This window comes from Pseudomonas sp. PDM28, from assembly GCF_019219115.1.
In the GTDB taxonomy this organism is placed as follows: Bacteria; Pseudomonadota; Gammaproteobacteria; order Pseudomonadales; family Pseudomonadaceae; genus Aquipseudomonas; species Aquipseudomonas laurylsulfatiphila.
The window spans coordinates 246918-259259 of the sequence record NZ_JAHUWG010000012.1 but is presented as its reverse complement, the minus strand read 5'-3'; the positions used below and the strand labels follow the sequence as shown (position 1 = coordinate 259259).

The 12342-nt window shown below is 59.4% G+C and carries 12 protein-coding genes and 4 tRNA genes; 5 read left to right on the top strand and 11 right to left on the bottom strand.

The window, feature by feature from the left end; all coding sequences use genetic code 11:
- Positions 1–7: 7 nt before the first annotated feature.
- Positions 8–1306: an NAD(P)/FAD-dependent oxidoreductase gene (locus KW841_RS26415; protein WP_007970529.1), complete on the top strand. Its 1299-nt coding sequence runs from the start codon at positions 8–10 to the stop codon at positions 1304–1306.
- A 173-nt stretch (positions 1307–1479) separates the two neighbouring features.
- On the opposite strand, the gene KW841_RS26410 is transcribed toward KW841_RS26415, so the two are convergent.
- From KW841_RS26410 to rluD, 7 genes are all read right to left on the bottom strand, one after another.
- A tRNA-Pro gene (locus KW841_RS26410) sits at positions 1480–1556 on the bottom strand.
- A gap of 95 nt (positions 1557–1651) precedes the next feature.
- Positions 1652–1727: transfer RNA gene (locus KW841_RS26405), tRNA-Lys, on the bottom strand.
- Between the two features lie 5 nt (positions 1728–1732).
- A tRNA-Pro gene (locus KW841_RS26400) sits at positions 1733–1809 on the bottom strand.
- 9 nt (positions 1810–1818) lie between these two features.
- Positions 1819–1894, bottom strand: a tRNA-Asn gene (locus KW841_RS26395).
- Positions 1895–2194: 300 nt separating this feature from the next.
- Complete coding sequence (clpB, locus tag KW841_RS26390) at positions 2195–4759, bottom strand: ATP-dependent chaperone ClpB (protein ID WP_218480314.1); 2565 nt, start codon at positions 4757–4759, stop codon at positions 2195–2197.
- Positions 4760–4889: 130 nt separating this feature from the next.
- A complete protein-coding gene (pgeF, locus tag KW841_RS26385; protein WP_218480313.1) occupies positions 4890–5615 on the bottom strand; it encodes a peptidoglycan editing factor PgeF in 726 nt (241 codons plus the stop codon).
- The gene (rluD, locus tag KW841_RS26380; protein WP_007990414.1) at positions 5612–6574 is read right to left on the bottom strand and encodes a 23S rRNA pseudouridine(1911/1915/1917) synthase RluD; all 963 of its coding nucleotides are present in this window, start codon (positions 6572–6574) and stop codon (positions 5612–5614) included. Before rluD ends, pgeF begins: the two co-directional genes overlap by 4 nt.
- Positions 6575–6725: 151 nt before the next feature.
- On the opposite strand from rluD, the gene KW841_RS26375 reads away from it, so the two are divergent.
- The 4 genes from KW841_RS26375 to KW841_RS26360 all read left to right on the top strand — a co-directional run bounded on the left by KW841_RS26375 (position 6726) and on the right by KW841_RS26360 (position 9789).
- Entirely contained in the window at positions 6726–7748 is a 1023-nt protein-coding gene (locus KW841_RS26375; protein WP_218480312.1) for an outer membrane protein assembly factor BamD, read from the top strand.
- A gap of 125 nt (positions 7749–7873) precedes the next feature.
- Positions 7874–8107 carry a PP0621 family protein gene (locus KW841_RS26370; protein ID WP_218480311.1) on the top strand — a complete coding sequence of 78 codons (234 nt, stop codon included), beginning with the start codon at positions 7874–7876 and terminating at the stop codon, positions 8105–8107.
- Between the two features lie 105 nt (positions 8108–8212).
- Positions 8213–8455, top strand: coding sequence for a hypothetical protein (locus KW841_RS26365; RefSeq protein WP_218480310.1), 243 nt, complete (start codon positions 8213–8215; stop codon positions 8453–8455).
- Complete coding sequence (locus KW841_RS26360) at positions 8452–9789, top strand: sigma-54 dependent transcriptional regulator (protein WP_218480309.1); 1338 nt, start codon at positions 8452–8454, stop codon at positions 9787–9789. The genes KW841_RS26365 and KW841_RS26360 overlap by 4 nt, the downstream gene beginning before the upstream one ends.
- Before the next feature lie 94 nt (positions 9790–9883).
- Here the strand turns inward: KW841_RS26360 and thiO are convergent, their stop codons facing one another.
- The 4 genes from thiO to KW841_RS26340 are packed head-to-tail and all read right to left on the bottom strand — an operon-like array spanning position 9884 to position 12336.
- Positions 9884–10984 carry a glycine oxidase ThiO gene (thiO, locus tag KW841_RS26355; RefSeq protein ID WP_218480308.1) on the bottom strand — a complete coding sequence of 367 codons (1101 nt, stop codon included), beginning with the start codon at positions 10982–10984 and terminating at the stop codon, positions 9884–9886.
- A 56-nt stretch (positions 10985–11040) separates the two neighbouring features.
- Positions 11041–11442 carry a type IV pilin protein gene (locus KW841_RS26350; protein WP_218480307.1) on the bottom strand — a complete coding sequence of 134 codons (402 nt, stop codon included), beginning with the start codon at positions 11440–11442 and terminating at the stop codon, positions 11041–11043.
- 14 nt (positions 11443–11456) lie between these two features.
- On the bottom strand, positions 11457–11870 hold the full coding sequence (locus KW841_RS26345) for a hypothetical protein (RefSeq protein WP_218480306.1): 414 nt from the start codon (positions 11868–11870) through the stop codon (positions 11457–11459).
- The gene (locus KW841_RS26340; RefSeq protein WP_218480305.1) at positions 11857–12336 is read right to left on the bottom strand and encodes a PilX N-terminal domain-containing pilus assembly protein; all 480 of its coding nucleotides are present in this window, start codon (positions 12334–12336) and stop codon (positions 11857–11859) included. Before KW841_RS26340 ends, KW841_RS26345 begins: the two co-directional genes overlap by 14 nt.
- Positions 12337–12342: the final 6 nt, after the last annotated feature.

Here is a 12342-nt window from a genome sequence, read left to right as displayed (position 1 = left end):
TATCCCCATGTCCCATCGTATTGTCATTGTCGGCGGCGGCGCCGGCGGTCTGGAGTTGGCTACCCGTCTGGGTAAGACTCTGGGCAAGCGCGGTACGGCCAGCGTGATGCTGGTCGACGCCAACCTGACCCACATCTGGAAACCGTTGTTGCACGAAGTGGCAGCCGGTTCCCTGAACTCTTCCGAAGACGAACTCAACTATGTCGCCCAGGCCAAATGGAACCACTTCGAGTTCCAGCTGGGGCGCATGAGCGGGCTCGATCGCGCGAATAAGAAAATCCAGTTGGCCGCCACCTACGACGAGGCCGGTCTGGAACTGGTCCCGGCCCGCGAAGTGCCTTACGACTCGCTGGTGATCTCCGTCGGCAGCACCACCAACGATTTCGGCACCCAGGGCGCAGCGCAACACTGCCTGTTCCTCGACACCCGCAAACAGGCCGAGCGTTTCCACCAGCAACTGCTCAATCACTATTTGCGCGCGCACGCCGGCCAGACCGATGCAGTCGAACAAATCAGCGTGGCCATCGTTGGCGCCGGTGCCACCGGGGTCGAGCTGGCCGCCGAGCTGCATAACGCCGCCCATGAACTGGCGGCCTATGGCCTGGACCGGATCAAACCGGAAAACATGCACATCACCCTGATCGAAGCCGGTCCACGGGTGCTGCCGGCGCTGCCGGAGCGGATTGGCGGACCTGTGCATAAAACCCTGGAGAAACTCGGGGTCAACGTCATGACCAATGCCGCGGTGAGCGAAGTAACGGCCGACAGCCTGATCACCGCCGACGGCAACGAAATCAAGGCCAGCCTGAAAGTCTGGGCCGCGGGGATTCGCGCGCCGGGTTTCCTCAAGGACATCGATGGCCTGGAAACCAACCGCATCAATCAACTGCAGGTGCTGCCGACCCTGCAAACCACTCGCGACGAGAACATCTTCGCCTTCGGCGACTGCGCCGCCTGCCCGCAACCAGGCAGCGACCGTAATGTGCCACCACGCGCCCAGGCCGCTCACCAACAGGCTTCGTTGCTGGCCAAATCGCTGAAACTGCGCATCGAAGGCAAGCCCCTGCCGGAGTACAAGTACACCGACTACGGCTCGCTGATCTCACTGTCGCGTTTTTCGGCTGTGGGTAACCTGATGGGCAACCTCACCGGCAGCGTGATGCTCGAAGGCTGGTTGGCGCGGATGTTCTACGTGTCGCTGTATCGCATGCACCAGATGGCACTGTACGGCCCGTTCCGCACGGCGATGCTGATGTTGGGCAGCAAGATCGGTCGCGGTACCGAGCCACGCCTGAAGCTGCACTAACCCCCCCCTGTGGGAGCGGGCTTGCTCGCGAAGAGGCCGTGTCATTCAACTCTTATGTCGACTGACACACTGCCTTCGCGAGCAGGCTCGCTCCCACAATTGGTTTTGCGGTGTTACGGGTTTCTCACAGACAAAAAAAATCCCCGTATCTTTCGATACGAGGATTTTTAATATGGTCGGGGTAAGGGGATTCGAACTCCTGACATCCTGCTCCCAAAGCAGGCGCGCTACCGGACTGCGCTATACCCCGGTAAAAAAAAGGCACCTTTGAAAGGCGCCTTCTGCGAACAGAGCTTTTGGCGTCTGATCTTAAGATTCAATTCCAGCGCTAACTGGTTTCAAAAATGGTGGGTCGTGTGGGATTCGAACCTACGACCAATTGGTTAAAAGCCAACTGCTCTACCAACTGAGCTAACGACCCAAATATGGTCGGGGTAAGGGGATTCGAACTCCTGACATCCTGCTCCCAAAGCAGGCGCGCTACCGGACTGCGCTATACCCCGGTTTGAAATTGGCTCCGTGACCAGGACTCGAACCTGGGACCCAATGATTAACAGTCATTTGCTCTACCGACTGAGCTATCACGGAACTACACATTTCAATTTACAACTTTGAAGCTTTACTGCGTTCTCTTCGACCCGTTCGCATCGCTGCGTTCGTGTGTCTGAGGCGCGCTATTCTACAATCTTCAGCACCTCTGTCAACCCCCTAAATTGCTTTCAAGTTAATGATTTGCAACTTATTTTGGATTCCTGCTTGGGGAGCGGAAACCCTGGCGGGTGACTGACTGCGGGGCGCACTTTACAAGCCTTTTCCTTTGAGTTCAACAGCCTAACGAAAAAAAGGCCTCGTTATGCGAGGCCTTTTCGATTTTGTTGCCGTTATGGATCAGACGAAGACGATTTCGTCGTTTTCCACCACACCTTGAGCGGTATCGCCCGGCATGAATCGGCCAGACAGAATCAACTGCGCCAGCGGGTTCTCGATCCAGCGCTGGATAGCGCGCTTGAGCGGCCGTGCACCGTACACCGGGTCGTAACCGACCGCGATCAGCTTGTCCATGGCCTCAGGGCTGAGTTCAAGCTTCAGCTCGCGCTCGGTCAGGCGGCTACGCAGACGACCCAACTGGATCTCGGTAATGCCGGCGATCTGATCCCGCGCCAACGGCTCGAAGATCACCACTTCGTCGACCCGGTTGATGAACTCCGGCCGGAAGTGGCTGGAAATCGCATCCATCACCGCCGCACGCTGCGCCTCACGATCACCGACCAGTTCCTGGATCTGCACCGATCCCAGGTTGGAGGTCATGACAATCACGGTGTTCTTGAAATCCACCGTGCGGCCATGGCTGTCGGTCAGACGGCCGTCTTCGAGTACTTGCAGCAAGATGTTGAACACATCCGGGTGCGCCTTCTCGACTTCGTCCATGAGGATCACCGAATACGGCTTGCGACGTACGGCCTCGGTCAGGTAACCGCCCTCTTCATACCCCACGTAGCCCGGTGGCGCACCGATCAGGCGAGCCACGGAATGTTTCTCCATGAACTCGGACATGTCGATCCGTACCATCGCCTCTTCGGTATCAAAGAGGAATTCGGCCAACGCCTTACACAGCTCGGTTTTACCGACACCGGTCGGGCCGAGGAACATGAAGGAGCCGCTCGGGCGATTCGGGTCGGACAACCCGGCACGGGAACGCCGCACCGCGTTGGAAACGGCCACCACCGCTTCATCCTGGCCGATCACACGCTGGTGCAACAGGCTTTCCATCTTCATCAGCTTGTCGCGCTCGCCTTCGAGCATTTTCGACACCGGAATACCGGTCCACTTCGACACGACTTCGGCGATCTCTTCTTCAGTCACCTTGCTGCGCAGCAACTGGTTTTCGGCTTTGCCATGCTGATCGACCATTTGCAGGCTGCGCTCCAGGTCCGGGATAACCCCGTACTGCAATTCGGCCATGCGGTTCAGGTCGCCTTTGCGGCGGGCCGCTTCCAGTTCCTGACGGGACTGCTCGATTTTCTGCTGGATCTGCGCAGAACCCTGGACTTCGGCTTTCTCCGAGTTCCAGATTTCTTCGAGATCCGAGTACTCACGCTCGTGACGAGCGATTTCTTCCTGCAATTTTTCCAGACGCTTCTTCGCCGCGTCGTCGCTTTCTTTCTTCAGCGCCTGGGATTCCACCTTCAGCTGAATCAGGCGACGCTCCAAACGATCCAGCACTTCAGGCTTGGAGTCGATCTCCATGCGGATACGGCTGGCAGCTTCGTCGATCAGGTCGATGGCCTTGTCCGGTAACTGCCGGTCAGTGATGTACCGATGGCTGAGCTTGGCCGCCGCAATGATCGCGCCGTCAGTGATGGCCACCTTGTGGTGAACCTCATAACGCTCTTTGAGGCCACGCAGGATGGCGATGGTGTCTTCTTCGCTCGGCTCGTCCACCAGCACTTTCTGGAAACGTCGCTCGAGAGCGGCGTCCTTCTCTATGTATTGGCGATACTCGTTCAGCGTGGTGGCGCCCACGCAGTGCAGTTCACCGCGGGCCAGGGCTGGCTTGAGCATGTTGCCCGCATCCATCGAGCCTTCGCCTTTACCGGCGCCGACCATGGTGTGCAGTTCGTCGATGAACAGGATGATCTGCCCTTCCTGCTTTGACAGTTCGTTGAGCAGGGATTTCAGGCGTTCTTCGAACTCACCGCGATACTTGGCACCGGCAATCAGCGCCCCCATGTCCAGGGACAACAGACGCTTGCCCTTGAGGCCATCCGGCACTTCGCCATTGATGATGCGCTGGGCCAGGCCTTCGGCGATGGCGGTTTTACCCACGCCAGGTTCACCGATCAGCACCGGGTTGTTCTTGGTACGACGTTGCAGCACCTGGATGGTCCGGCGAATTTCATCGTCACGGCCGATCACCGGATCGAGCTTGCCGTCTTCGGCGCGCTTGGTCAGGTCGACGGTGTACTTGTCCAGGGCCTGGCGTGCTTCCTCGTGGTTCGGGTCGTTGACGGCCTCGCCACCACGCAGGTTGTTGATCGCGTTTTCCAGGGCTTTCTTGCTCACGCCCTGGCCGAGCAACAGCTTGCCGAGCTTGCTGTTCTCGTCCATGGCGGCGAGCAGCACCAGTTCGCTGGAGATGAACTGGTCGCCCTTCTGCTGGGCCAGACGATCGGCCTGGTTGAGCAGGCGCGCCAGATCCTGCGACATGTTGACGTCGCCGGTCGGGTTCTGGATTTTCGGGAGCTGGTCGAGCTCTTTGGTCAACTCTTTACGCAGGCTGTTGACGTCGAAGCCCACCTGCATCAACAGCGGCTTGATCGAGCCGCCCTGCTGCTCGAGCAAGGCTTGCATCAAGTGCGCCGGTTCAATGGCCGGATGATCGTGGCCGACAGCCAGGGATTGGGCATCGGACAACGCTAACTGCAATTTGCTGGTTAAACGGTCTATACGCATGGGTCACCTTCCTTTTGAGCAGGCCGGACCTATAAAACATCCTGAATGAAGAAACCTGCCAGATACCACAATAGATGCGGTCGATTCTGGGAGTTTCAAGCGTCTTGACGTTGATGCAGATCAGACAAGTCTAGCGTTCGAGCCAAACCAGGGAGGCAAACCGACCAGTGCGAGGCGCACGGCGGTAAGAAAAGAAGCGCGGATCGGTCACGGTGCAGAACCCGCCACCATAAACGGCGGTGACACCGCGAGCGGCCAGACGCAAGCGCGCCAGCCTATAGATGTCGGCCATGAACTTGCCGGGGTTTTGGCTCGGCACAAAAGCCTCAGCCGCTTGCGGCAATTGCTCGACGAAGGTCTCGCGCACTTCCGGGCCGACTTCAAAGGCTTGCGGGCCGATGGCCGGACCGAGCCAGACCAATACATCTTCGGGCGCAACGTCCAGCATATCGAGCGTCGCTTCCAGCACGCCTGCCGCCAACCCGCGCCAACCGGCATGGGCCGCCGCGACACGAGTGCCGGCGCGGTCGCAGAACAGCGCTGGCAGGCAGTCGGCAGTCATTGCGGCACAGGCGATGCCGGGCGTCGCCGTCCAACTGGCGTCGGCGGTGACCACCCGATCTGGATCGGCATGAGCCACGACAATGCCGTGGACCTGCTGCAGCCAGGCCGGTTGAATGGAGAAATGATCGGTGAGACGACGGCGATTCTCGGCAACCGATTCAGGGTTGTCGTCGACGTGATCGCCGAGGTTGAGGCTGTCGAACGGCGCCACACTGACGCCGCCCGCACGGGTGGTCACACAGGCTTTGACCCCGGCCGGCGCGGGCCAGTCAGGAATCAGCCAGTCACTCATCCGATGAACGCCTCGCGGTCTTGCTTGAGCAGGGTCAGCAGCCAGACGAAGTCTTCCGGCAACGGCGATTCCCAGCTCATGCGCTTACCGGTGGTCGGATGATCCAGCTCCAGGAAACGCGCATGCAGCGCCTGACGCGGGAAGTTCTTCAGCGACTCGACCATGGTCGGGTTGGCGGCCGGCGGAATACGGAAACGACCGCCGTACGCGGGATCTCCGACCAACGGGTAGTTGATGTGCGCCATGTGCACGCGAATCTGGTGCGTACGACCGGTTTCCAGCTTCACCCGCACGTGAGTGTGGGAGCGGAAGCGCTCGAGCACGCGGTAGTGGCTGACGGCTTGCTTGCCACCTTCCATCACGGCCATGCGCTGACGCTGCTGGCCGTGACGACCGATCGGCGCGTTGATCTTGCCACCGGCCGTCACCACACCGATCACGATGCACTCGTAGATCCGGCTGACGCTGCGGCTCTGCAACTGTGTCACCAGCTGCGTCTGCGCTTGAATGGTCTTGGCCACCACCATCAGACCGGTGGTGTCCTTGTCCAGGCGATGCACGATACCGGCGCGGGGCACATTGATGATGTCCGGCACGTGGTGCAGCAAGGCGTTGAGCAAGGTGCCGTCGGCATGACCGGCAGCCGGGTGCACCACCAGGCCCGCAGGCTTGTTGATCACCAGGATGTCGTCGTCTTCGTAGACGATGTCCAGGGCTATGTCTTGAGCGACCCATTCGCCCTGAGCTTCCTGCTCGGCAGTCAACTCAAGGATGGCGCCACCATGGACGATGTCTCGCGGGCGGATAACCGCCCCATCCACAGTCAGGCGGCCGTCTTTGATCCAGGCGGAAAGGCGCGAGCGCGAGTGCTCAGCGAATAATTGTGCGGCGACTTGATCGAGGCGTTGGCCGCCCAATTCGGACGGCACCTCTGCGCGAAGTTCAATTTTATCGGACATGCTCAGACTAGGCGTCGGCACAGCCTTTGGTTTCGGCTGCGCGCTTGTGGTTAAATACGGCGTCTTTTGCCCCGAGGCTTTTCAACGGGGCGCTCATCATAACAGGACGGCCACGCCCAAGACAGCGGCCGTCATAGGGACGCAAGCCGCCATGCAAGTGAAACACCTGCTGCTGATCGCCATCCTCGCATTGACCGCTGCTTGCTCATCGAAGGAAGTCGTAGACGAAAACCTCAGTGAAGTCGAGCTGTACCAACAGGCTCAAAATGACCTGGACAACAGTAGCTACACCTCCGCCATCGCCAAGCTGAAGGCTCTGGAGTCGCGTTATCCGTTCGGTCGCTATGCCGACCAGGCGCAACTCGAACTCATCTACGCCAACTACAAGAACACCGAGCCAGAGGCGGCCAAGTCCGCGGCTGAGCGCTTCATTCGTCTGCACCCACAGCATCCGAACGTCGATTATGCCTACTACCTCAAGGGCCTGACTTCTTTCGACCAGGACGTCGGCCTGCTGGCGCGTTTCCTGCCGCTGGACATGACCAAGCGTGACCCGGGCGCCGCCCGCGACTCCTATAACGAGTTCGCCCAGCTGACCAGCCGCTTCCCGAACAGCCGTTACGCGCCGGATGCCAAGCAGCGCATGATTTACCTGCGCAACCTGCTGGCGGCCTACGAAATTCACGTGGCCGACTACTACCTGACCCGTCAGGCCTATGTCGCAGCGGCAAACCGCGGTCGTTACGTGGTGGAAAACTTCCAGGAAACCCCTTCGGTCGGCGACGGCCTGGCGGTGATGACCGAGGCCTATCAGCGCCTGCACCTGGACGAACTGGCTGCCACCAGCCTGGAAACCCTGAAGCTCAACTACCCGAACCACCCGACGCTGGTAGACGGCCAGTTCGTGCCGACCGTGGCCGAAGCCGACAACCGTTCGTGGCTGAGCAAGGCGACCCTGGGCCTGATCGAATCCCGTCCGCCGCTGCCACCGGGCGAAACCCGCGCCAACCAGGACGTGCAGAAGCAGTTCCAGGACGCCAAGGACGCCATCCCGGCCGAGCTCAAGCCTAAAGACGACAATGGCGACGCGATCGAAGAAGAAAATCACGAAGCGGAAGGCAACAACAGCGACCGCTCGTGGTTCAGCTACATGACCTTCGGCGTGTTCGACTGACACCTCGGGCTGTGCAAAAAGGGAGACTCTCGGGTCTCCCTTTTTTATTTCAGTGCTTTATTACACTGTGCGCCTGTCAGGTCCTTGGCTAAACTGCCGGATCATCAGTCGAAAAGCAGCTCACCATGCTTCGTTTATTGTTCTGGATTGTCCTGATAGCGGCTGCCGTATGGTTCTGGCGCAAATTCAAGGGTCAGGCTTCCACCCCCCGGTCCCCTGCCGAACGCGACGCAGCGCCCATGGTCCGTTGCGCCCATTGCGGCGTTCACCTGCCCCGTGACCGCGCGCTGAGTCTCGACCAACGGTGGTACTGCAGCCAGGCTCATCTCGAGCAGGACAAGGACTCCAGCGGCCGCTGACACGCTCCCGAAATGGCGGCCGATCGAGGACTATCGCTGACACCCAAGGAACTGAAGGGCACCGAGTGACGTCTGACGCAGATTATTCAAGACCTCTCTCTGCGAATGAACCGGGTAATCGAAAACGTCCTGTACCTGCAGCGCCGCGCGCCAATGTCGCCGCCATGGCTTGACCTGAAATCACTGGAAATACTCGATCACGAAGCCCTCGCCCCGTATATCAAGGGCCCGGGGCTTTATCTGTCCGGCCAGCCGGGCGAAAGCATTCTGTCCCGCCTAGACTTCAAGGCACGCCAGGAAAGCGGCTGCTTTTGCATGACCTTTGCTCACGGACGGAACCTAGCTTGAATACGAGACCACGACAAAAAGTCTTGATCGTCGATGACGAACCAGACATACGCGAACTCCTGGAAATCACCCTGGGAAGGATGAAACTAGAGACGTTCAACGCTCGCAATGTCGGCGAAGCGCAATCACTGCTGAAAAGCGAAACTTTCGATCTCTGCCTGACCGACATGCAATTGCCGGATGGCACCGGCCTGGAGTTGGTACAACACATCCAGCAACGTCACCCTCAGGTCCAGGTGGCGATGATCACCGCCTATGCCAGTCTCGAAACCGCAATCAATGTGCTCAAGGCCGGAGCATTCGACTTCCTCACCAAACCGGTGGACCTTCCGCGCCTGCGTGAACTGGTCACCAGCGCCTTGCTGCTTCCTGCCCGCGGGGGCGACATCGATCGCCGTTTGCTGGGCGACTCATTGCCCATGCGCAACCTGCGCAAGCACATCACCAAACTGGCCAACAGTCATGCGACGGTATACATCAGCGGAGAATCCGGCAGTGGCAAGGAATTGGTTGCGCACCTGATCCATGATCAAAGCCCCCGCGCCAAGCAGCCGTTCATTGCGATCAACTGCGCGGCGATTCCCTCGGAACTGTTGGAGAGCGAGTTTTTCGGCCATCGCAAAGGCAGCTTCAGCGGCGCCATCGAAGACAAACCCGGTCTGTTCCAGACCGCTCACGGCGGTACCCTGCTCCTCGACGAGGTGGCCGACCTGCCGCTGGCCATGCAAGTCAAACTGCTACGCGCCATTCAGGAGAAAGCCGTACGCAGCGTCGGCGGGCAGCAGGAAGTGGCGGTGGATGTGCGCATTCTTTGCGCCACACACAAGGACCTTGGCACCGAAGTCGCCGCCGGGCGATTTCGGCATGATCTTTACTACCGTTTGAATGTGATCGAACTCCGGGTTCCGCCCTTGCGCGAGCGTCGCGATGACATCGAGGTGCTGGCCAGCCACATACTCAAGCGCCTGGCCTCCGATACGGGGCAACCGGCAGCCAGACTCCACCCCCAAGCCCTTGATGCACTGAAAAGCTATCGCTTCCCGGGCAATGTGCGGGAACTGGAAAATATGCTCGAACGGGCTCATACCTTGTGCGAGGACAATCAGATCGAAGCAGGCGACCTGCGCCTGGCTGAGGGCAATTGCGCAGCTGAAGGAGGAATACCGGACCTGACCCGGATCGACAATCTGGACACCTATCTGGAAAACATCGAACGCCAACTGCTGCTCCAGGCCCTGGAGGAAACCCGCTGGAACCGCACGGCGGCGGCTCAACGGTTGAATCTGTCATTCAGGTCGATGCGTTACAGGCTCAAGAAATTGGGGTTGGATTGAGGCTTTAAAAAGATCGCAGCCTGCGGCAGCGCCTACAAGAGGTACGCTCCAATCATGTAGGAGCTGCCGCAGACTGCGATCTTTTTCGCTTGTTTCAAAGTCTCCCGGCAGGCGAATAAGGCGTCGGATCGATAATCGGCGTACGACCCAGCATCACATCGGCAAACAACTGACATGACGCCGGCGCCAACACCAATCCGTTACGGTAATGCCCACAGTTGAGCCAGAGCCCCTCAAACCCCGGCACCGGGCCGATATAGGGAATGCCCTCGGGTGATCCTGGGCGCAATCCGGCCCAGTGCCCCACCACTTCGGCATCGGCCAGTGCCGGAATCAATTCCACCGCCGACGCCTTCAGGCTTTCCAGCGCAGACCCGGTCGGCGTCTTGTCAAAACCTTCATGCTCCAGCGTACTGCCGATCAGTATGTGTCCGTCGCGCCGGGGAATCGCATAACGGCCCTTGGCCAGGACCATGCTTGGCAGGAAATCCGCCGCGCACTTGTAGAGAATCATCTGCCCTTTCACCGGCTCGACCGGCAGCGTCAGATCAAGACACTTGAGCAATTCACCGCTCCAGGCTCCCGCCGTCAGAACGACTTGATCGCCGAGAACAACACCGGTGGCGGTCTGCACGCCAACCACTTTGTTGCCGTCACGAACAAACCCGCTGACTTCGCATTGCTCATGGATTGTCACGTTCGGCAGCGCCAGCAACGCGGCCTTGAGCGACTTCACCAGACGCGGGTTACGCACGTTGGCGACATCGGCCATGTAGATCGCCCGGGAAAAACCGCTGCCCAGCACTTGCACCGCGTCGTGTGCCGCCGAGATATCAACGGCACTCAACGGACGATGCTCCCGGGCGGCCCAGGCCAGCGCTTCAGCCTCGTCATCCAGATCCAGCCAATACAGACCGGTGGTATGCACTTCAGGATCAACACCGGTGGCGGCGAACAAGCGCTCGCCCAGTTGTGGATAAAAGTCCTGGGACCAGTGAGCCAACGCAGTGACCGCCGGGCTATAGCGCCACGGGTAAAGCGGCGAAACGATGCCGCCACCGGCCCAGGACGACTCCTGACCGACGTTCGAGCGATCCAGCAGCACAACGCTTTGCACTTCGGAGGCGAGATTGAAGGCCGTCAGCAAGCCAATCACCCCACCGCCGACAATCACCACTTGCTGTTGCCTGGTCATGTTCTGATCCAATCGTTAAATAGACAGAGGGTGCAAATGGCACCCGAAAAAGAAACTCAGCGCCCCCAGCAATCTTTGCTGGTCAGGCCGGACTTCGCATTGACCATACCCAGTACACCGGTGTTGGTGATGGTCATATCACCGCATTTGTCAGTGGCCATGCTTGAGCCGGCCTTGCGTACCGCCGTCAGCAGAAAGGTCTGGTCGGTCAGGGCTGGAGTGATGCTGTAGTAGTCATTGCCGGCGCTGAGGCCCGTCGCATCGGTGTAGACATTTTTCTGCGAGTAGAAGCGCTCCAGGAGCTGCGCCTGCTCCGAAAGCAGCCCCGCCACTTCCGCGCGACGGCCCTTGTTCAGGTACTCGGTGAAACTCGGGGCGGCAATGGTCATGACAATCCCGATGATCGCAATCACGATCATGATTTCGATCAGGGTAAAACCGCGGTTGGAACTACGCATGCCTCAACTCTCACTTACTGTATTTGTCGCCACATGATGCGACGGCTGCCGCCGGATTTTTCCATCCCCGGCGTATCGTCGCCAGTGGAATCGTTTACGACCCCGCCATTGTCGCCGGTATCCTGGGTCGAATGCTCTCCGACGAAGATCACACCCTCGGACAGCGTGTCGAGGTTGTCGACCACGCCGTCGGCGTTGCTGTCGAGCATCTTAACGCTGATCGCTTCGGGCAGCTTCAGGCAGACGGCTTTCAAGCCCTGATTGCCATGATAGAAACCGTACCAGTTACCATTCGCCAGACAGGTTGGCCGGTTCAGCGCTGGCGAATCCGCTGGCGTGGCTGCATGCGCCGACATCGACAGGTCAAGCGCGACAACGACGCCGAGCAGGTGTGACCATAACCTGACAGGTCGTTCAGTACTTCGCATAGATACTCTCCACCACACTGCGCGAATGCCCCGCGATGCCGACTGCCGTTACCCGATACAAGGTCGCCGAGGTATTGATTGGCACATTCACCGCCTTCTTGCTGACACCGATGTTTTGCACGCCATAAAAACCTTTGCCCGATGCAATCCAGGTCACTCCGGAGGTGGCGTTGAAGCCGGCGGCGGTAATAGTCGAGGACTCGGACGGTGGTGCACATTGAACGATGCCGCTGCAAACAGGTAGCGCATAACCGTCCCGTTGCACTCCACTTTCGCCCACCCGCAATGCTGCCTCGGCGCTCTGGAACGACTGGTTGTGCAAGGCGACGCTAGCGGCCATCTTTTCCTGCAGGGTCGCGCTCTGCATCGAGGAGAGGCCAATCAGCGTCAGCAAGAGCAAGAACACCAGACTGACCAGCAGTGCCATGCCGCGCTGGGTGTAATACGTCATGGGAGAACGACTCAATGACAT

Coding starts and splice junctions, on each gene's coding strand:
- KW841_RS26415 (WP_007970529.1), top strand. CDS start 8: ATGTCCCATCGTATTGTCATTGTCGGCGGCGGCGCCGGCGGTCTGGAG.
- clpB (WP_218480314.1), bottom strand. CDS start 4,759: ATGCGTATAGACCGTTTAACCAGCAAATTGCAGTTAGCGTTGTCCGAT.
- pgeF (WP_218480313.1), bottom strand. CDS start 5,615: ATGAGTGACTGGCTGATTCCTGACTGGCCCGCGCCGGCCGGGGTCAAA.
- rluD (WP_007990414.1), bottom strand. CDS start 6,574: ATGTCCGATAAAATTGAACTTCGCGCAGAGGTGCCGTCCGAATTGGGC.
- KW841_RS26375 (WP_218480312.1), top strand. CDS start 6,726: ATGCAAGTGAAACACCTGCTGCTGATCGCCATCCTCGCATTGACCGCT.
- KW841_RS26370 (WP_218480311.1), top strand. CDS start 7,874: ATGCTTCGTTTATTGTTCTGGATTGTCCTGATAGCGGCTGCCGTATGG.
- KW841_RS26365 (WP_218480310.1), top strand. CDS start 8,213: ATGAACCGGGTAATCGAAAACGTCCTGTACCTGCAGCGCCGCGCGCCA.
- thiO (WP_218480308.1), bottom strand. CDS start 10,984: ATGACCAGGCAACAGCAAGTGGTGATTGTCGGCGGTGGGGTGATTGGC.
- KW841_RS26350 (WP_218480307.1), bottom strand. CDS start 11,442: ATGCGTAGTTCCAACCGCGGTTTTACCCTGATCGAAATCATGATCGTG.
- KW841_RS26345 (WP_218480306.1), bottom strand. CDS start 11,870: ATGCGAAGTACTGAACGACCTGTCAGGTTATGGTCACACCTGCTCGGC.